The sequence below is a fragment of the Streptomyces sp. NPDC002845 genome, from assembly GCF_053591955.1.
The window spans coordinates 20,157-39,444 of sequence record NZ_JBSFUU010000050.1; the positions used below are offsets into that span (position 1 = coordinate 20,157).

Consider the following 19,288-nt stretch of genomic DNA (forward strand, 5'->3'; position numbering starts at 1 on the left):
CCATTCACATGTCCGGGACACTCAGGGCCGCATGATCGCCCAGTCACTGCCGGCCGTCGACTCGGTGCCGTCCGCGTGCAGCGCGGTCACCCAATAGAAGTGGGTGGTGCCCCTGGCCGCGCCAGTGTCCATGTAGGAGGTCGCCGTCGTAGTGGCCGCCAGCTTCTCGTAGGCTTCGGTGTCCGGGTTCCAGCGGTAGACCTGGTAGCCGGTGGCGTCGGCCACGGGGTACCAGGACAGGTCGACCGTCCCGTCGAAGGCGATCGCCGTCAGTTCAAACGGCGAGCTCTCGGGCGTCGGCACGCTCGGCGTCATGTCGAGCTCGGTCGCGCTCACGATCTCGCCCGAGCGGCTCCACTCGTAAGGGGAGTTCCAGGAGGTGTCGTAAGCGTCGACGAGGAAGCAGCGCTCCACGCCGTCCGGGAGGGTGGTGTACGTGTACGAGGTGACTTCGGGCATGAGCCACACCTCCTGGTGCGCGGAGCACACCTGGTCCTCCCCGTCGCGTAGGAGTTCGCCCGCGTAGACGAGGTAGCGGAACAGGTCGGGCGCCGGGTTCGCGTCCCAGTCCAGCTCGAAGCCGTACTCGGTCGGGGCGACCGTCAGCCCGGTGACGGCGGACGGCGGGGTCAGGTCCCGGCGCATGCCGCTGACGGCGACCGACCGCGCGGACTCGTTGCCCGCCGCGTCGAGCGCGGTCACGCGGTAGTAGTACGTGGCGCGCTCCGCGGCCGAGGTGTCCACGTACGAGACATCGGTCGTGCTGCCGACCTCGGCATACGCGCCGTCCGCGCTCGCCGCCCGGTACACCCGGTACGACGACGCCCCCTCGACCCCGCTCCACCCGACCCACAGCCCCTCCGGCTCGGAGTCGGTGCTCAGCCCGGCGGGTACGGCGGGTGCGGTCCGGTCGACGGTGGTGACGGGTTTGTCGCGGGTGCCCGTGGATTCGTTGCCGGCTTTGTCGTAGGCGCGGATCTCGTAGTAGTACGTCTCGCCGGTCGCGGGCGGGGTGTTGGTGTACGTCGTGGTTGTCGTGCTGCCCAGCCTGGTCCAGTTGCTGGTGCCGTTCAGGCGGCGGTAGACGCGGTAGCCGGCGAGGTCCATCTCCTTGTTCCTGGACCAGGTGAGTTCGGCCTTGCCGGTGGCCGTGTCGTACGACGCGGAAGCTCCCGTCGGGGCGAGGGGTTTGACCTTGTCGGCGGTGGCGGAGGTGCGGGGGGTGTAGGCGAAGGTGACGTTGGCTTTGCCGGTCCAGTTGACGTAGTCGATGCGGAGGGTGTGGCGGCCGCGCGGGATGGTGATGTTGACGGTCTTCTTGCGCGTCTTGCTGACGTTCTTCCAGAGGCTGAGTTTGCGTGTGCCGTCGAGGTAGACGCGGATGCCGTCCTGGGCGGTGGCTTTGAGGGCGAAGGGGCCGCCGGAGCCGAAGTTCCGCGTCACCGTCCAGCGGACGCCGAACCTGTCCTTGGGGAGACCCTTGGCGGGGCGGCCGGTGCCCCACCACTCGCTGATCTTCGCGTCGCAGTTGGTCTTCTTCGGTTTGCCGGAGAATGTGGTGTTCGCGAAGAACTGGCGTTTGTAGACGGGAGACTTGCAGGTCACAGCGGCCGAGGCTGGGCCTGCTGCACCGAGGAGGGTGCCTGCGGTGGCGAGCGCGACGGCGGTGGCGGTGGCGGCCGTCGTGCGTCTGGCTGGGGTCATGGGTTCCTTCGGTCCTGAAGTGTTCCTGAAGCGGCTTGCCAAGCGGCTTCCCTGGGGCTGCTCCGAAGCCGTGATCGGCGGCGGCGGATCTCCGCCGCCGCCGATCACGACTCATGAGGAGGGGAGGGGGTTGTAGGCGGCTTCCTGTGAATCGGGGCCGTCGCAGGAAGCGGCAATTGGCCCGTTGGGCGACGCCCGGCCGGAATCAGTTCCTGCTGCTGCCGTCCACGATGACCGGGGTGCCGTCGCCCGAGCCGCAGGGCACGGCGTAGACCGGGTTCTCCTTGGCCGCTTCCCTGTACGCCTCGATGCACTGGTTCAGCAGGACCTTGTCGGTCAGGGAGTCGTCGAGGATCTTGTTGGCGCGGGCGATGCCCTCGGCCTCGATCTTGCGGCGCTTGGACTCCTCTTCCGCCGTGCGGGTTGCCTCGGCGGCCCGCTCGGTGGCCTCCTTCTGCTGGATCTTGCGGTCGATCTGCTTCTGCAGGGCGTCCGAAGGCCTGACGTTGCGCAGGTTCACGGCGGTGACGTCGACACCGCGGGGCGCGAGTCGCTCCTTGATCAGCTTGCCGATCTCCGCGTTGATCTTCTCCCGGGCCGAGGCGTAGCCCTGCTCGCTGGTGTAGCGGGCGAAGACGTTCCGGACGATCTCCCGGCTGTCCGGGTAGACCAGCCGCTGCTGAATGGCTTCCTCGTTCCCCGCCAGCCGGTACAGCTCCACCGCCCTGGCCGGTATGACCGCCCACTTCACGGTCACCTCGGCGTACATCACACCCCCCTGGGAGGAGCGCACTTCGACGACGTCCTCGTCGGAGAGGTTGAGGTCGACCGGACGGGTCGAGAAGGTGGTGACATCGGTGAACGGCGCCTTCAGCTGAACCCCGGACGTCATCGGCGCACCCACCTTGCCGAACGTCACCGGCACGCCGACCTCGTAGGCGCTGACGACGTACACACTGCTGCCGATGCCGAAGAGCACGCCGCCCAGCAGTGCGGCGACGGCACCGAGGCGAAGCCGGGACGAGCTTTGGGCGCGGGCGACGAAGTACATCACCACTGCGGCGAAAATGAGCAGGCATGACAGTACGAGCACGGTGGCTTCCCCCCTGAGAGACCCTGTCGGCGGTACCCCCGGCACCGCGCGTCAGTGGAGGGTACGGCATCCAAAACGCAGCCTGATCATGGGGGTGGACGGGAATGGATGGAGAGCGTCTCGAACTCGGCCGCCTCCTCCCCGATGCCGTAGGAGTCACGCATCTCCGGATGGACGGCCGAGGGGTGAGGAAGGATTGATCAGGCCGCGAGCGCTGCTCGCTCGCCCAGGCGCCGGGCGGCGGTGCGCCAGGCAGCGGTGACCGCCTGGTGGGCGGCCGCGGTCGCTGTCGCGATCTCGGCGGGCAGCTGAAGCGGGGCGCCGATGTGCACGTGCAGGCCAGGACGGCGGGCGGGCGCCGTGAGAAGTCCTGCGACCTGCTTGGTGCGGCTGCCGGAGACGATCCGGCGGGCTCCGGCCTGGCCGACCGGGATGACGGGGGCGCCGGAGGCGACGGCCAGGCGCGCGGCGCCACTGCGGAAGGAGTCGGGAGCGGCTTCGGCGGCGTCCCTTCGGCGTGGCAGGCGTCCCTCGCCGTAGATGAGTACGTGGCGCCCGGCGTCGAGCGCTGCCGCGGCCTTGTCCAGGGCGTCGGCCGCGTGGGAGGTGCGGCGGTGGACGGGGACATGGCCGTCGTGGTTGAGGAGGTACCGCAGGAGGGGGATGCGCCACAGCCCGGCGGTGGCCAGGATGACCGGTTCGATGCCCATCCGGTGCAGGGCGGCCAGCACGATGCCCGGGTCTGCCACGGAGGTGTGGTTGGCGACGAGGATGCCGGGGGCCGGGACGGTGGCCGGTTCGGCAGAGGTCGTCAGGCGGCCGAGGGAGGGGACGACGGCGGCGGCGATACGGCTGAGCACGGCACTCCTGCGGTTCGGACGACGAGGTGACCTTCATCGTCGCGCGAGGGCCGGCCGGGGACCTGAGCCTGCGTACTCATCTCTTGTGCCGGTGGCGTGTTCAGGTGCTCAGGCGCTCAGGTGCTCAGCCCGGGTCCGGCGGGTCCGGCTCCCGCAGGTCCGGCTTCTGTAGGTCCGGCGATCCCGCTTGTGCAGGTGGGCCGCCATCTCCGTGAGGGGCGTCGCCGTCTCCATGACGCGTCGGCGGAATACGCACGGCCCGTGCGGTGGGGTCCGTCAGTCCCACTGGAAGGACCAGGTCCGGTGGCCGAGCACCTCGTGGGTGGCGTAGGAGCGCAGCGTGTCGTGGCGGCCCTGGGTGATGGTGCCCGGGCAGAAGGCGACGTGCTCGGCGGCCACGGCCTCCGCCTCGGCCTGGGTCGTGGGCGGGGCGGCGACGGAGAGGATGAGCTGGTCGGCGGTGAGTGCCACGACCCGTGTGGCGAAGCGGTCCTCCCAGGAGCGGAGGACGGCGCAGAGGACGCCGGTGTCGTCCTCGTGGTTCAGCGAGCCGGCCCAGCCGATGGCCACGGGGATGTCGGCACTGCAGTGAGCCGGGACCAGCGCGAGGCGTGGCTCTTCGAGGCAGGAGCCGCTGTCCACAAGGGCGTCGGCGACCTCGGCGGCACGGGCGTCCGGATCGGTGACGGGCTGCCCTGCTGGGGCGAGCCCCGGCCACTCGACGCCGAAGGGGGCGAACACGCTGTCGACCGCCTCAGGCTCGCCGGGGAGTTCGGCGGTCTGCCTCTCGGCAGGCAGGTCCTTGGCGGGCTGTTCCGGCTGGGCAGGCTGTTCCGGCTGGATCGACTTCCAGTAGATGGCCAGCCATTCTTCGGCCTCGTAATCCTCGGGATATGAAACGTTCCCGCACATCAAGTCCCAGCCCTCCGGGCCGCCCTGGCGGCCGCCGGTGTCTATCAGCACCGGGTGGAGGCCGGCCGATCGCCAGGCGGCCCCGTGTGCGGTCCATTCGCCCGGGGTCGCGGGCGCGTCGGCGAGCCAGAGCAGCGGCTCGGGCCAGGTGCCCTGGTATGTCTCGTCGATCAGTCTTCCCGCAGGGAGTTCAAGGCCGAGGGTCCGCCCACTCGGGTCGGTCGTGAGCCGGGGCAGGATGTCCGGAAGCGTCACCATGGCGGCAACTGTAAAGCAGTCGCAGCATCCCCCAGGCGAAGCAGTCCGGGCGCTGACAGCAGCGCGCCCGACCACCCTTGTTGGCTATCCGTCGACACGGCCACGTACTACCAGAGCGGCGACGCGGGCTACCTCACGTACTCGGAATACCAGCACACGACTTGATGCCGGTCACCGGCTGAGGGCGACTCCCGGTCCGGCAAGCTCGTCCGGCGAAACACGGCGCCCGGAGACGGTCAGGAGGAGTGCAAGCGCCGTGCCGCTGATTTCCGGGCCGTGTCCGATCGACAGGTCGGTGTCCGTTGCCGAGAGCCGGACCCGGGACATCAGTTCCTTGGCTCCGCCGAAAGACTCCGAGGTACGGGTCTGCAGGCGGAGTGCTCGGACGACGGCCTCCTGCGGATAGGAGCGGGTGAGACCCAAGGGCCGGCGGATGTCCTCACCGTGCACGACCTCTTCGACGAGTCGGCTGTCGAGCGGGGCCGGAGGTGTCGACCTGCGCGATGCCACTTGACGAAGTCGCTCCAATGTCTCCTGCGGCGAGGTGGCACGCTCGCGTTCCACACCACGCGCGTTCTGACGGTGGAAGTCGAACCGGGCCCGGACCATGCCGGACACGAAACCGATGCGCGTCGTGCGAGCGGTGTCGACCAGGTGGGCGACCACGTCGTGCACGGTCCACCCGTCACAGAGCGACGGGGTACCCCACTGCTCGTCATCGAGCTGCGCGAGGTCCTCGATCAGCGCCGCACGCTCCCCATGCACCATCGACCAGACAACGTCTTTCACGGCCACTCCTTCACTTGATCACAGTCTCTGGAGGTAAGACCTTCCGCAAGCCGGGAACTCATCGTTCGTGTGGGTGTGCTTTCGGAGCTTCGCGGCGTAGTACTGGTAGCGCTGTCTGGCGTGACGCCGTCGCAGTCGAGATCCCGTGTCGTGGTCGTCCGGCTGACGCTGGTCTTGTCCGGATGACACCACAAAGGTGAAGGTCGCGCGATCCGCCAAGAACGGCTGCACTCGTCCAAGGCTGGTGTAACAACCCGACGTTGGGCTCCCTCGCCTCATGCACGCAGGCGGCCCCTTGGAATCAATCATCTGGGAACGGTCCGAGCCCCAGCGAGAGAATGCCCGTCACGGCAAGCGCCGTACGCCGTCTGCCGTGTCCCAGCCCGAAGTGAGTCATCGGTCGAACCCCCTTGATGCCAGTGGCACCTGGCAGTGCCGGACACTCGGTGAGTGATTGATCACCGAAGTGGCATCAAGCTACGCCGGAAGCTGTGATTCCCCTGTTCCGGGAGCGGACCGTCACGAGTTGCAGAACCTCTGTTGATCTTGAGGAGGGATTTGCGCCAGTGGGACGTCAGTTGCGGTCTGAGTCGGAATTGTTCGGTCGCTTGATGCGCTGAGGCAGCGCGGCCAGTCCGTTCAGGGCGGTGGCCAGGACCGTTCCGTTGGGGTGGTGGAGCCGCCGAGGAATTGGCAGATTTGCTTCACTCGCGGCCTCGAAACGGCCTGGTCACGGTCGCCTGAGCTGGTACAGATCTGCCAATTGTCGTCCTCCGTGGCGGCTGTGCCATCACCGCCGCTGACGCACAGCGTCCGTCTTGACGTGACGCAGGAGGGCGGCGAGGCCTTCGGGGGCGGTGGTCAGGGTGACGTCCGGGGTGTCGCTCTCGCGGAGGCGGATCGTTCCGTCGGGGGGTGTGGTGACCTGGACGCAGTTCACCTGGTCTTCGCTGAACGACGACTTCTGCCAGGCGAGTTCGGGCATGTTCAGATCTCCTGAAGGTTGTAGAGCAGGTGTTGCAGCAGGCTGAGTGAGTCGCGGGTCTCGCGCGCGGAGGCGGATGCCGCAGTGTCGAGAGGAGGAAGAGACGCTGCGCGGAGACGGTCGAAACGAGTTCGGTACGTGGCGACCGCATCGTCCTCGTAGAGGTAGAGAGGGGCGGCGGGATTGTCCACGAGGACAGTCTCCAGCGCCGACCCGTGAGACTCCATGAGCAGGAACGGGGTGCTGAAGGCGGACAGGCCCTCCGCAGTGAACGGCAGTACCTGGATCGTGATGTGCGGCTGCTCCGACATACCGATGAGGTGCAGCAATTGCCTTCGCATGACTGCCACTCCACCGAACCGCACATGCAGAGCAGCCTCATGGATCACCGCGTGCAGCGCCGGGGGCTGGGCCTGGTCGAGAAGCCGCTGTCGTTCCTCGCGGAACCGGATGGCGGGTTCCGGGTCCGACTCAGGTCTCTCGATCTGGCTGGACTGGAAGATCGAGCGCGTGTACTCGGAGGTCTGAAGGATTCCCGGGATGAACAGGGACTCGTACGAGAACAGCGCGTCTGAAGCGGCCTCGAACTCCGCCAGGTCGAGTACAGGTTGACTCAGGGTGCGGCGATACGCGATCCACCAGCCCTTGCCGCTGTCCTCGCTGATCGCCACGAGGGCCTCAATGTACGGATCACGCGTGCACCCATATGCCTGGCACAGTGCGCGGAGCTTGTCCGTGGGGATGGCGGTGCGCCCCGCTTCGACATGACCGAGGTGAGTACGCCCCATGCCGATGAAGTCTCCTCCCTCTGTCACGGAGTAACCCGCTCGTTCACGCAGCTTCCGCAACTCCGCGCCCAGGCGGCGCTGCCGTTCTGTCGTGCTGGTGCGCAGTGCCAACGCGCTTTCCTTCCGGCTTGGTTGGCGCCAGTCTGCCTGCTCGCGGATGCCCGGTCCATCGAATCTTCTGAGTGGGTTGCACGCGGCATCCCTTTTTCTCTACCGTGGGTGTTGGTTCAGTAACGCACCGAAACCGCTCAACTCCCCCTGCCCGCAAGCCGACAGAGCACCCGCCCCTGCAGCCACGCGTGCGCGGGCGACGCCATCGCCGGGCGACGGGACCCGACCTCCGCTCCCCATCACTCCCTCCTGACAGGAGCCCCCACCCATGGACCCATCCCGCCGCGCCGCCCACCGCCCCGCCCAACTCACCCACGAATACAGCCTGTTCGCCCCCGGTGACGCCACCGCACCCCGCGTATGCCGGGACTTCGTACGCGCCGTCCTCTTCACCCACGACCGCGAGCCCCTCGTCATGCCCGCCGCACTGTGCACCTCGGAGCTGGTCACCAACGTCCACCTGCACACCAAGGGCACCGCCATGCTCCGCGTCCGGCTGGCCCCGGCCCGGCTGCACGTGAGCGTTTTCGACGAGAGCCCCGACCCGCCGGTCGTGGTGCACCCCGCCGCCGGGGTCGTCGCCTGCTGGGGCCGTGGGCTCGCCCTTGTCGCGGAGATGGCGGACCTGTGGGGCGTGGCGGGGGAGCGGGCGGGGCGGTATGCGAAGGGGGTGTGGTTCGAGTTGGGTGGGGCGGGCGGATCGTCCCGGCCTCGCTCGAACGGGTGAACTGGGGGAATTTCCCCTGGCCAGCTGTATAGCCGTACCTACCGTGATCGCGTTGCTTGTGCCCCAGGCACGCCCGGCCCACACTTGAGGAGGTGACGCCACCATGACTGCTGTTGCGCACGAAAGGCCCGAGACCATGACCGAGACCAGGACCGAGTCCGTCTCCCCGGCCGAGAACGGTCCCGAGCTGGACGAGGTCCTGTGGCAGCTATGGAAGGCCAGCGAACTCCCCGAGGGCTACCGCGCTGAGATCATTGAGGGAGCCATCGAGGTGTCGCCCACTGCCCGTCGCTCGCACATGCTGATCGTCAATCACGTGCGAAGGGCCCTGGACAAGTTCCTGGACGAAGGCGAGTACGCCTGCTACCAGGACGGAAACGTGATCCACAAACGCAAGGCATGGATTCCGGACGCCTTCATCGCCCCAGAGGACACGGAGCCGTGCAGCGACGAGGATGACTTGGGCGTCAGGGCCGACTCCGTGCACCTCATCGTCGAAGTTGTCTCCCCCGGCAAGCGCAACCAGGACCGTGACCGCGTCCGCAAGCGTCGCGAGTACGCCCGCGCGGGCATCCCCGTGTACGTCATCATCGACGACTACGACGGCCAGGGCGCCGTCACCCTCTTCACCGGGCCTCGCCCCGACAAGGCCGACTGGGAGGACATCCACCGCGTCCCCTACGGCACCGAGGTCACCATCCCCGAAGGCCCCGCCAAGGGCTTCGTGATCGGTGAGGCGATCACGGGCCCCAAGCGGGGCTAGCGCCTTCGTACGGCTCGGGCGACGTTGAAAAAGATGGACGTGGCCGCGTTTGGTTGTACGGAGCAGGTCACAAAGACGGTGTGCGCTGAACCGTTTGCCCGCGTCCGGTGTCTCACAGGCCGAACACCGCACGTCGTAGCGGAACGCGGAACACCGCACGTCGCAGTCGTAAGTCGAAGTCGTACTCGGGGGAGGCGCCGCCCATGGCCATGGTCGGACTGTTCTGGATCACGGAGAAGTTCGTGTACGTCGGGGCCGAGCCCGAGGGGTACGGGCGTGGGGTGCGGCTGACGCCGGAGGGTGTGGAGGCGGTGGGGACCGGGCAGACGGGGTTCTGGGTCTGGGAGGACATCCGGTCGGTCGAGGTGCGCGACGCCCGGGTGCGGGCCTCGGCGGGCCGAATGCTGGTCTCGGATGTCCTGGGCTCCGTCCTCACCGCGGTCACGGGGGACGGGGATGCCCCGGCGGCCTTCGAGGTGCACCTCGAAACGGGCGACGAAACGGGCGGCAAAACGGTCGAGTTGGACGTGTTCGCCGCCGCGAGCGGCTATCTGAAGTCCGAGTACGACCTCTCCGTGACCCTGCTGGAGCGCTTCGTCTCCGGTGTCGCGGACGTCTCGGCCCTGCTGGAGTGGGCGCGCGGGCACGTGGTCGAGGGGACGCTTCGGCGGGAGGAGCGGGAGGTGTTGCTGCGGGGGTGGATGGAGGGCTGACCGCCGGGGAGGGGCTGACTGGTGTGGGGCCGGGAACCGGCCGGGCCACCGGGCCTGCTGACTCATGGACCCGCTGACTCGAATCGTTCCCGTCACACTGCCGAACATTTCCGATGTCGTATACAGGGGTCAACCGGGGCGTAATGCCCCGCATCGGATGCCTGGTTCGGGGGGTGGCGTTTGCCGTGGATATGTGATGTGGAGAACATGGGGCATTCCCGCGCCGCGGCCGGTTTACCCTCTTCACGCCGAGAACACGTAACGTCGTTGTCATCTCGTTAAGTGGTTACTCCTTGACGCTGAGGTGATCGCCGCGTTGGCTTTCAGCCACCTGGGGCGCTGAACTGCGCCGATGTCCGGAAGGCCCTTGATGTGAACACCCGTAACACCCGCACAGGTCGTCGTACGGCTTCCCTGCGCCGTACCGCCACCGCACTGGTCGCCTCCACGGCGGCTGTGACGCTCGCCGCATGCGGCGTCGTGGACGGTGGCAACCAGACCGAGGCGAGGCCCACGAAGGGCGACGACATCACGGTGGGGCTGCTCCTCCCGGAGACGGCGAACACGCGCTACGACAAGTTCGACTTCCCGATCATCAAGAGGAAAGTCGAGGAGCTGACGGAGAACAAGGGCACCGTCCAGTACGCCAACGCCGAGGCGGACGCGGAGAAGCAGAGCAGGCAGCTCGAACAGATGATCACGGACGGGGTCGACGTCATCCTCCTGGACGCCGTGGACGCCAAGGGCATCGCGAGCGGTGTGGAGAAGGCGAAGGACGAGGGGATACCCGTCATCGCGTACGACCGTCTGGCCGAGGGGCCGATCGACGCGTACATCTCCTTCGACAACGAGCTCGTCGGCGAGGTGCAGGGCCGGGAACTCCTCGAACAGCTGGGCGACAGCGCCGCCAACAAGATCGTCATGATGAACGGGTCGCCCACCGACCCGAACGCCGGCCAGTTCAAGAGGGGCGCCCTCTCCGAGCTCCAGGACAAGGTGACGATCGCCGACTCGTACGACGTCAAGGACTGGAAGCCCGAGAACGCCAAGGCCGACATGGAGACGGCCGTCGAGAAGATCGGCGTCGACGACATCGACGCCGTCTACGCCGCGAACGACGGCATCGCGGGCGCCGTCATCGACGTACTCAAGACCGCCGGTGTCGCCACGGTGCCGCCCGTCACCGGTCAGGACGCCGAACTGGACGCCGTGCAGCGGATCATCACCGGCGACCAGTACATGAGCGTGTACAAGTCGTACCCGCTGGAGGCGGAGACCGCCGCCGAGCTCGCCGTCGCCAAGGTCCAGGGCCGCTCCATCGAGTTCGACGCCCTCACCCGCGACAGCATCGACTCCCCGACCAACGAGGACATCCCGGCCAAGCTCGTCCCCGTGGTCGCGCTGACCAAGGAGAACATCAAGAACACGGTCGTCGCCGACGAGATCTACACGGTCAAGGAGATCTGCGCGGGCGAGTTCAAAGAGGCGTGCGCGGAGATCGGGTTGAAGTAGGGCTGGAGTAGGGGCGCGTACAGCTGCGTACAAACACCCGCGTATGTCCCGGACGAACGGGGCCGCATGACTGCGGCCCCGTTCGTCCGTCCCGCTCACGCCACCCGCGTGAACTCCACCGTCACCTCCGGCGGCCCGCCGGCCACCCCCCGGTACACCCCCTTGTGCGGAGTCACGTCGTCGTAGTCGCGGCCCCGGCCCACGACGACGTGGGACTCGTCGGGGCGGGTGCGGTTGGTCGGGTCGTAGCCGGTCCAGTCGCCGGCCCAGTACTCGATCCAGGCGTGGCTCTGGCCGGCCACCGGGCGGTGGAGTTCGGCCTCGCGTTCCGGGTGGAGGTAGCCGGAGACGTAGCGGGTGGGCAGGCCGAGGCCGCGCAGGAGGGCGAGGGTGACGTGGGCGATGTCCTGGCAGACGCCGGCGCCCTGTTCCCAGGCCTCGGCGGCGGAGGTGGTCACGCCGGTGGTGCCGGGGAGGTAGGCCACCCGGTCGGCGACCAGGGCGGAGACCGCCGCCGCCGTCTCGTGCGGGTCGAGGCCCGCGGCCGTCTCGCGGGCGCGTTCCACGAGCTCGTCCGGGACCGTCGTACGGCTGGTCGGGTTCGCGTACTCCAGCAGCCGGGTGCCCTCCTGCCGGTCCCTGATCTCCGCCCAGGCCGGCGGGGTCGGCAGGGGCTCGGGCGGGGCCGTCTCGACCAGGCTGGACGCCGTGATCGTCAGGTTGCCGTGGGGTTCCATCAGGTCGAAGCCGGTGACCTGGGTGCCCCAGTAGTCCCAGTACGACCACGTCGGCGTCGACGGGTTCACCAGCACCCTTGCGTCCAGGGTCGTCTGGTCCGGCAGCGTCAGCGGGGTCATGCGGACCTCGTTGTGGGAGGAGGCCGCGGGCTGGGCGTACGAGACGCGGGTGATGTGGCGGATGCGGAGGCGGCGGGTCGCCTTGGTGGTCATGTCGGCCATGCCCGTCATAGTGGTCGTGTCGTTGAGGGGCCTGTCAGGGGTCCCGTTGGGGGTCCCGTTCGGGGGCGTGCTCGGGGTCATGTTCGCGCTCCTTCCTGGGCCCACTCGACGGGACCTTGGTACGGGAAGAACTTCTCGGCCACCGCCTCCGCCGAGGCCATGCACGCCTGCTGCAAGTCCCGCAGCAGGACGGGGAGTCCCTGCTCCAGGGCCTGCGAGTCGAGGTACTCCAGGTGGGTGCGCATGGCGCCGATCGGGCGGCGGGCGGGGTCCTGACGGGGCCGACCCAGCGCCGCCAGGCACTCCTCCGCCGTCGTCAGCGCGTGCAGCGCCGAGCGCGGGAAGCCCCGGTCCAGGAGCAGGAACTCGGCCACCCTGGGGCTGTCGCCGAAGCCGCCGTACACGCGCGCGTACGCCTCGTCGGCGCCGCTCGCGCTGAGCAGGGTCGTCCAGTCGGGGGCGTGGGCGGCGTCCAGCACGCGTACCGACAGCAGCCGTACGGTCATGTCCACCCGCTCCAGGCTGCGCCCCAGGACGACGAAACGCCAGCTGTCGTCGCGGCTCATGGTGGAGTCGGCCAGCCCGAAGAAGAGGGCCGCGCGCCGCCGTACGAGCTCCAGATAGGCGTACGGGCCTGTCCTGCGCGCCGCCATCCGCTGGTCGGCGAGGGCGTGCCAGGTGGAGTTCAGGCACTCCCACATCTCGGAGGAGACGGCCTCACGGGCGCTGCGGGCGTTCAGCCGGGCAGCCCCGAGCGCGCCCTCGATGGACCCCGTCGATCGCGCGTCGAAGGCCAGCTGGTCCAGCACCTGCTGCATGTCGACCTGCTGGTCGCCCGCGTCGACGCCGAGGATGGCGTACAGGGAGCGGCAGGCGGCGTCCTCGTCGCGCCAGGGGTCTTCCAGCAGGCGGTGGAGATACGCGTCGAGGATGCGGCCGGTGGCGTCGGCGCGCTCGACGTACCGTCCCGTCCAGGTCAGGGCCTCGGCGATGCGGGAGAGGATCACGTCGTTCACCGGGCCTCCTGCTCACACGCCGGGTGGTAAGGTCGACGCGTGCTGAGCGAGAACCAAGCCAGCACAGCAACCTCCAATCCTTGGGGAAACCGGGCTGGTTCCAACCCGGCTGGTGTTGATCGCGTAAGACTTGACCGCTCGCTGAGCGGCCGAGCGGTGTGAGCCAGGAATCTCCCTCGCTGATGAGGGAGAGGGTTCAATGCTGCTGCGCCCCTTACTGCTCCGCTCCTTCCTGTGCGAGGGAGCGGTTGCCGTCGGGGCCGAGCTGGCGCGGGGCCTTCTCGGGCAACGGGCCGCTCTGGTACGGCGGTGCGGTCTCGGCGGGCCCTTCGGCGGCCAGCACCCAGGTGTCCTTGGAGCCGCCGCCCTGGCTGGAGTTGACGATCAGGTTCCCTTCCTGCAGCGCGACCCTCGTCAGCCCGCCCGGGAGCACCCACACCTCACTCCCGTCGTTGACGGCGAACGGGCGCAGGTCGATATGGCGGGGCGCCATGCGGTCGCCGGCGAGGGTGGGGGAGGTGGACAGGGCCACCGGCCGTTGCGCGATCCAGCCACGCGGATCGGCGGCGACGGCCTTCCGCGTCCGTTCCAGGGTGTTCTTGTCGGCCTTCGGCCCGATGACGATCCCTTGCCCGCCCGCCCCGTCGACCGGCTTGACGACCAGCTGGTCGATCTGGTCGAGGACGGCCTCCAACTGCCCCGGTTCTTCCGGCCGGAAGGACTCGACGTTCGGAAGAATCGGTTCCTCACCGAGGTAGTACCGGATCAGATCGGGTACGTACGTGTAGAGCAGCTTGTCGTCGGCGATGCCGTTGCCCACGGCGTTCGCGAGGGTGACGTTTCCGGCCATCGCGGCGCTCATGATCCCCGGGCAGCCGATCACCGAATCGGGCCGGAAGTGCAGCGGATCGAGGAAGTCGTCGTCGAGCCGTCGGTATACGACATGGACCGGCATCTCACCGCGCGTGGTCCGCATCCACACCCGGTTCCCGCGGCACACCAGATCGTGCCCCTCCACCAGTTGCACGCCCATCAGCCGGGCCAGCAGGGCGTGTTCGAAGTAGGCGGCGTTGCTCGGGCCGGGGGTGAGGACGACGACCCGGGGATCGCCGATCCCGTCGGGTGCGGCGGCCCTGAGCGCGGCCAGCAGCCTCTGCGCGTAACCGTCCACCGGCAGCACGTACTGCTCCGCGAAGAGCGAGGGGAAGACCCGGGTCATCGCACGCCGGTTCTCGATGACGTACGACACCCCGGACGGGACGCGGACGTTGTCCTCCAGCACCCTGAAGTCGCCCGCCTCGTCCCGCACGAGGTCGATCCCGGCGACGTGGATGCGTACGCCGCCGGGTGGCTCGACCCCGTGCGCGGCTCTGTGGAAGTGGGGGGAGTTGAGCAGCAGCCGCCAGGGCACGACCCCGTCCTCGAAGGCCCGGCAGTGCCCGTACGCGTCCGCGAGGTACGCCTCAAGGGCCCTGACCCGCTGGCCGACCCCGCGTTGTATGAGGTCCCATTCCAGCGCGTCCAGGATGCGGGGCACCAGATCCAGCGGCCAGGGCCGCTCCTCACCCGCGAAGGCGTACGTCACACCCCGGTCCGTGAACGCCCGGGCCATCTGGTCGGCCCTGAACCTCAGTTCGGCCGGTTCGATGGGCTGGAGTGCCGCCAGAACCGGCTCATAGGCGGTCCTGACCTCACCCGGCCGCTCAAACATCTCGTCCCACGCATCGGCCAACGCGTATGCGTCAAATATGTCCGCCATGACCTGACGGTAGGTGTGGTGTGTAACGGACTGATCACTGGCTGATTTCCGATAGTTCACGGGGGTGATCGTGGTGCGGGGCGGGATGGGATGGGGGCGTGAGGCCGCGGGGTGGGTGTGAGGGCGTGACGGGTGGGGCGCGGGGCTCCGGCTGGAGTGCCCGGCCGGAGCCGCTCGGGGTCGACGGTACCCCTCGGCGCTTCATGGCAGGCGGGGTCAGCTGCGATGATGACGTAGAGTTAATGATAAGCATGCCTATAATAGGTTACCTGCTTATTAGCGGCAGCAGGACGCAGGAACCGGGAGGCCCAGTGATCCATAAACCCGAGACCATGTTCGACCGCGACTTCGAGTGGGCCGAGCTCGTGCGCTACGCGGGTTACCAGGGGCCCGAGGCCACCTTGGGGGTGGTGTCCGGTCGGCGGCGGCAGGGCAAGACCTTTCTGCTGGACGGGGTGTGCCGGGCGACCGGTGGGTTCTTCTTCGCGGCCAGTGAGGCCACCGAGGCCGAATCGCTACGGCAGTTCGGTGCGGCGATGGCCCGGTTCGAGGGGCGGCGGACGCCGTACCGGTTCGCGCACTGGGACGAGGCTGTCGAGGCGATGATGCGGCTGGCGACCCCTGACACCGGCCCCCTGACCGTCGTACTCGACGAGTTCCCGTTCCTCGCCAAGGCGTCCCCCGAACTTCCGTCCCTGCTTCAGCGCGCCCTCGGGCCGCAGGGGCGCCGGGAGGGCGGGCCCGTCCGCCTGCTGCTGTGCGGATCGGCGCTGTCCTTCATGGGCAACCTGCTCTCCGGTACGGCGCCGCTGCGCGGCCGGGCGAGCCTGGAGCTGGTTGTGCCGACGCTCGACTACCGGCTCGCCGCCCGGTTCTGGGGCATCGAGGACCCGCGTCTGGCCCTGCTGCTCAACTCGGTCGTCGGCGGCACTCCCGCCTACGGCCGCGAGTTCGTACTCGGTGACGCACCGGCCGACCTCGACGACTTCGGCCCCTGGATACTGCGCAACGTGCTCAACCCCGGTCGCCCTCTCTTCCGCGAGGCTCGCTTCCTGCTCGCCGAGGAGCCGGACCTGCGCGACACCGCGCTCTACCATGGAGTCCTCGCTGCCATTGCTCAGGGCAACCACACCCGGGGCGGTATCGCGAGTTTCCTGGAGCGCAAGTCCACCGACCTCGGTCACGCGCTGACGGTCCTGGAGGACACCGGCATGATCACGCGCGATCCGGACGCCTTCCATGGCAAGCGTTCCGCCTACCGGATCGCCGAGCCCATCCTCACCTTCTACTACGCCGTCATGCGCCCGGAGTGGAGCGACCTGGAGCGGCAGGGACAGGCGCCGGCCGTCTGGGAGCGGTCGCAGTCCAGCTTCCGCAGCAAGGTCGTCGGCCCGCATTTCGAGCAGATCTGCCGTACGTGGACCCGTTGGTACGCCTCCGCCGACACCTTGGGCGGACAGCGAACCCGTGTCGAGTCCGGCACGGTCGCGGACCCCGCGGCCAGGACCAGCCACGAGGTCGACCTGGCGGTCTTCGGGCGTGCGGACGACGGCCGGGAGGTACTGTTGGCCATCGGCGAGGCCAAGTGGAACGGGACCATGGGCGCAGGTCACCTCGACCGACTCCGCCGCATCCGCGAACTGTTGCGTAAGCGCTCGGGTCCGGACGCCTCCGCTACCCGCCTGCTGTGCTTCAGCGGCGCGGAGTTCACCGGCCCCCTCCGCGCCGCCGCTGCTGACGATCCGTCCGTCCAGCTGATTGACCTCGACCGGTTGTATCGAGGGGAGTGAGTCGAGGCCACGGGCGGATCTTTCTGGCTACTCCGGGCGAGGCGGTGTGGCGACTCTGATCGGGCTGATCGCCGGTTGATTCCGGGCAGTTGACGGGGTGATGGTGAGGGTGCCTGTCGGTCCCCGCCTGCGCCCCGGGCTCTGCGGCGCTCTGAGGCGGCGCGTCCGCCGTGCTCGGCGCGGGGGCCCGCACCGCCGCCAACTTGCAGCAACGGACGGGCCGCCGCAATCCAGGACTCATGCCCCGTGGTCAGGCCTTACGTTCCGGGTCGCCAGTCGCGCTATGGCTTTCCCGGGAGCCCCGGCCATGGTGATCCGGGAGCAGTCAACTTCTGTCTTCGCCAGCCGGCTGTCTCCATGTCGCGCGCATGGTGTGCCAAAGGGCCCGGCCGTCGCCGAAGAACGGCAGCAGGAACACGATGTGTGCCAGGTACCACCAGGCCAAGGACCGGTCGAGGCCGGGGAGCCAGAGAAGGGCGCCCACCGCGATGCAAGCAGACGGCCCGGCCAGGGCCACGACAGCTGTCTGCCATGCTGTCATGGTCCCTTCCGGGACCACCGACGTGCGCCACGCTGTCCGCTCGATCGCGATGTGAGTGACCGTGCGGATCCGTTTGAGGACGAGGACGTGTGCCGACTCGTGCAGGGCAAACGGGGCCACGAGGCCCAGGGTGGCTGGTTTGACCAGCAGTATCCACGCCATCTCGGCCGGTACCGGGTCACCGGAGCGCGCCATCCAGACCAGAGCCATGGCCAGGAGGACACCGGCGAACGCCAGCAGTGGCCACACCTGGGCGGCCACTGTCCAGCCAACGGTGCGGATCTTCAGGTCAGTTGCCGGGCATCTCGTTGAGGAGCTGGTCACGGCGCTGCTTCAACCCCCGGTAGATGATCTGGACCATCGTCAAGATGACGGTGAGCACGAGGAACAGGACGATGATCGGGACCGGATTATCGATGCCGGTGGTGATGCCCGTTGCCCCGTCGCCCTTCTCCACCGTCTCGAAGATCATCGACCCGAAGAACGCTTTCCGCTCGACGAACTCGTCACTGCCCGTCGAGAACATGAGGGCGAGCAGGGTCGCCGTTACCGTGACCAACGTGAGCAGCACGGCCCCTATGGCGGCCTTCACGACCGACCGTGCCTTGAGCATTCCTTCTCCTTGACTCGCTTGTGTGGATTCCTTGTACCGCGTAGCAGACGAACGCGACGGCCGCCCCGGCAAGGCAGGCCATCACCGCCCAGGGCGGGAGACTGAGCATGCCCAGCCCGATCACTGACAGGCCCAGAACGATGACGACCACGGACAGTCCCAGGAAAACGGAGAACGGATTGTCCTTCTCTGCCGGGAACACGATGCTGATACACGTGGTCATGACCGCCCCGCCCAGGCAGGACGCCAGCGCCACTCCGCTGGAGAGAAACCGGTCCGGGTAGATCGCCGTCGTGATTGCGAGAGCGGGCACGGCGAACACCGAAAGCAGGACCATCTGCGCTTTGATGAGCCGTACGTAGACGCGCCAGGCCGATGCCCGAGCGCCGGGCAGCATCCGCAACGGCTGGGTGGCGGTGAACTGGTACAGGCCACCGAAGGACAGGGCAGTAAGGCCCCACAGGGGGTTCATCGATGGTTTGGCCAGCAGCAGGTAGACGAACACGGCGACCGCCATCGCGGTGGCGGCAACGGTCTGCGCGCTGCGCAGCAGACACCAGTCATAAGGTCCCAGAACGCCTCGCAGCCGCACGCTTCCGGGGAGTTTCAGGTAGCGGGACTGGCGTACGTGCTGGTTCGGGGCGAGCGCGAAGGCCAGGGCCATGAGTACGGCCGACAATGCCACTGCGACGGCCAGGGTCAGCCAGGGCCCGTGCTCGTTCCACGCCCAGGACACCGATGTGGCCCACGTGTACTCAGTCCGCTTGCTCAGATATGCGCCGGAGATGTCCTGGACCATCGGTGTCATCTGCGCGGAATAGTAGGCCAGCACCGCAAACAGGACGAGCACATTGAGGATGCCCGCCATCCGGCTGAGTCTTATCAGCATCCACAGCCGGGTCATCAGCTGATACAGAACGGACAGCACCAGGTAGGTCAGGGCAACCGGCACGATGACCGATGCCGTGATGTAGCCGGTCGCAGACGGGCCGAGGAGGATCAACGCACTGACGGAGAGGGAGACCAGGCCGGCGGCGGCCACGATGGCGGTCATCGCCGCTTCGTACATGAGGAACGCCATCGAGCGTTCCTGGTTGGTGACCGGTAGCTGATAGCTGATCTGGAGCATCCCTTCGGCATTGATGAACAACACCTTCACCAGCAGGAACGCGATCTGCACCCACAGCAGGAGGGACACCGTCGAGGTGTCGAACAGCAGCCGCCACACGGCGGCTTCGTCGGCCAGGGGGCGCAGGAAGAAGTAGGCGGCGGTGCACATGACGCCCAGGAGCAGCACGGCCGCGACCATGACGAACACTCTGACCGGGGTGGACTTCAGGACTCCGGCCCGCAGCACTCGGCGGCGGAAGAAGACGAGGAGCATCCGGGCCAGGA

Annotated in this window: 18 protein-coding genes; 5 read left to right on the forward strand and 13 right to left on the reverse strand. The window is 68.2% G+C overall.

Features of this window, described 5'->3' with window-relative positions:
- Positions 1 to 21 precede the first annotated feature (21 nt).
- The 7 genes from ACWD3C_RS30700 to ACWD3C_RS30730 all read right to left on the reverse strand — a co-directional run bounded on the left by ACWD3C_RS30700 (position 22) and on the right by ACWD3C_RS30730 (position 7,500).
- The gene (locus tag ACWD3C_RS30700) at positions 22 to 1,704 is read right to left on the reverse strand and encodes a PA14 domain-containing protein (RefSeq protein ID WP_451149424.1); all 1,683 of its coding nucleotides are present in this window, start codon (positions 1,702 to 1,704) and stop codon (positions 22 to 24) included.
- Between the two features lie 205 nt (positions 1,705 to 1,909).
- Complete coding sequence (locus ACWD3C_RS30705) at positions 1,910 to 2,797, reverse strand: SPFH domain-containing protein (protein WP_451149425.1); 888 nt, start codon at positions 2,795 to 2,797, stop codon at positions 1,910 to 1,912.
- 200 nt (positions 2,798 to 2,997) lie between these two features.
- The gene (locus ACWD3C_RS30710) at positions 2,998 to 3,657 is read right to left on the reverse strand and encodes a lysophospholipid acyltransferase family protein (protein ID WP_451149426.1); all 660 of its coding nucleotides are present in this window, start codon (positions 3,655 to 3,657) and stop codon (positions 2,998 to 3,000) included.
- Between the two features lie 276 nt (positions 3,658 to 3,933).
- Positions 3,934 to 4,827 carry a DUF4253 domain-containing protein gene (locus tag ACWD3C_RS30715; RefSeq protein ID WP_451149427.1) on the reverse strand — a complete coding sequence of 298 codons (894 nt, stop codon included), beginning with the start codon at positions 4,825 to 4,827 and terminating at the stop codon, positions 3,934 to 3,936.
- Positions 4,828 to 4,998: 171 nt separating this feature from the next.
- Complete coding sequence (locus ACWD3C_RS30720) at positions 4,999 to 5,595, reverse strand: maleylpyruvate isomerase family mycothiol-dependent enzyme (RefSeq protein WP_451149473.1); 597 nt, start codon at positions 5,593 to 5,595, stop codon at positions 4,999 to 5,001.
- A gap of 811 nt (positions 5,596 to 6,406) precedes the next feature.
- On the reverse strand, positions 6,407 to 6,601 hold the full coding sequence (locus ACWD3C_RS30725; RefSeq protein WP_451149428.1) for a DUF397 domain-containing protein: 195 nt from the start codon (positions 6,599 to 6,601) through the stop codon (positions 6,407 to 6,409).
- Between the two features lie 2 nt (positions 6,602 to 6,603).
- Positions 6,604 to 7,500 carry a helix-turn-helix domain-containing protein gene (locus ACWD3C_RS30730; RefSeq protein WP_451149429.1) on the reverse strand — a complete coding sequence of 299 codons (897 nt, stop codon included), beginning with the start codon at positions 7,498 to 7,500 and terminating at the stop codon, positions 6,604 to 6,606.
- Between the two features lie 268 nt (positions 7,501 to 7,768).
- Here ACWD3C_RS30730 and ACWD3C_RS30735 point away from each other — a divergent pair, with 268 nt between their 5' ends.
- The 4 genes from ACWD3C_RS30735 (at position 7,769) to ACWD3C_RS30750 (ending at position 11,215) form a co-directional block, all read left to right on the forward strand.
- A complete protein-coding gene (locus tag ACWD3C_RS30735; RefSeq protein WP_451149430.1) occupies positions 7,769 to 8,227 on the forward strand; it encodes an ATP-binding protein in 459 nt (152 codons plus the stop codon).
- A gap of 103 nt (positions 8,228 to 8,330) precedes the next feature.
- Complete coding sequence (locus ACWD3C_RS30740; protein ID WP_451149431.1) at positions 8,331 to 8,990, forward strand: Uma2 family endonuclease; 660 nt, start codon at positions 8,331 to 8,333, stop codon at positions 8,988 to 8,990.
- A 203-nt stretch (positions 8,991 to 9,193) separates the two neighbouring features.
- Positions 9,194 to 9,703, forward strand: a complete 510-nt coding sequence (locus ACWD3C_RS30745) for a hypothetical protein (protein ID WP_451149432.1) — start codon at positions 9,194 to 9,196, stop codon at positions 9,701 to 9,703.
- Positions 9,704 to 10,117: 414 nt separating this feature from the next.
- Positions 10,118 to 11,215, forward strand: a complete 1,098-nt coding sequence (locus tag ACWD3C_RS30750) for a sugar ABC transporter substrate-binding protein (protein ID WP_451149474.1) — start codon at positions 10,118 to 10,120, stop codon at positions 11,213 to 11,215.
- A 95-nt stretch (positions 11,216 to 11,310) separates the two neighbouring features.
- Here ACWD3C_RS30750 and ACWD3C_RS30755 read toward each other — a convergent pair whose 3' ends face one another.
- The 3 genes from ACWD3C_RS30755 to ACWD3C_RS30765 all read right to left on the reverse strand — a co-directional run bounded on the left by ACWD3C_RS30755 (position 11,311) and on the right by ACWD3C_RS30765 (position 14,949).
- Entirely contained in the window at positions 11,311 to 12,174 is an 864-nt protein-coding gene (locus ACWD3C_RS30755) for a transglutaminase family protein (protein WP_451149475.1), read from the reverse strand.
- Positions 12,175 to 12,251: 77 nt separating this feature from the next.
- A complete protein-coding gene (locus ACWD3C_RS30760) occupies positions 12,252 to 13,190 on the reverse strand; it encodes an alpha-E domain-containing protein (protein WP_451149433.1) in 939 nt (312 codons plus the stop codon).
- A 214-nt stretch (positions 13,191 to 13,404) separates the two neighbouring features.
- On the reverse strand, positions 13,405 to 14,949 hold the full coding sequence (locus tag ACWD3C_RS30765) for a circularly permuted type 2 ATP-grasp protein (protein WP_451149434.1): 1,545 nt from the start codon (positions 14,947 to 14,949) through the stop codon (positions 13,405 to 13,407).
- A 332-nt stretch (positions 14,950 to 15,281) separates the two neighbouring features.
- Between ACWD3C_RS30765 and ACWD3C_RS30770 the strand changes: the two genes are divergently transcribed.
- Positions 15,282 to 16,739 carry an AAA family ATPase gene (locus ACWD3C_RS30770; RefSeq protein WP_451149435.1) on the forward strand — a complete coding sequence of 486 codons (1,458 nt, stop codon included), beginning with the start codon at positions 15,282 to 15,284 and terminating at the stop codon, positions 16,737 to 16,739.
- A 325-nt stretch (positions 16,740 to 17,064) separates the two neighbouring features.
- Here the strand turns inward: ACWD3C_RS30770 and ACWD3C_RS30775 are convergent, their stop codons facing one another.
- The 3 genes from ACWD3C_RS30775 to ACWD3C_RS30785 are packed head-to-tail and all read right to left on the reverse strand — an operon-like array spanning position 17,065 to position 19,277.
- Positions 17,065 to 17,541: a hypothetical protein gene (locus ACWD3C_RS30775; RefSeq protein WP_451149436.1), complete on the reverse strand. Its 477-nt coding sequence runs from the start codon at positions 17,539 to 17,541 to the stop codon at positions 17,065 to 17,067.
- A 28-nt stretch (positions 17,542 to 17,569) separates the two neighbouring features.
- Entirely contained in the window at positions 17,570 to 17,806 is a 237-nt protein-coding gene (locus tag ACWD3C_RS30780) for a hypothetical protein (protein ID WP_451149437.1), read from the reverse strand.
- A complete protein-coding gene (locus ACWD3C_RS30785) occupies positions 17,787 to 19,277 on the reverse strand; it encodes a hypothetical protein (protein WP_451149438.1) in 1,491 nt (496 codons plus the stop codon). Before ACWD3C_RS30785 ends, ACWD3C_RS30780 begins: the two co-directional genes overlap by 20 nt.
- Between the last annotated feature and the right edge of the window lie 11 nt (positions 19,278 to 19,288).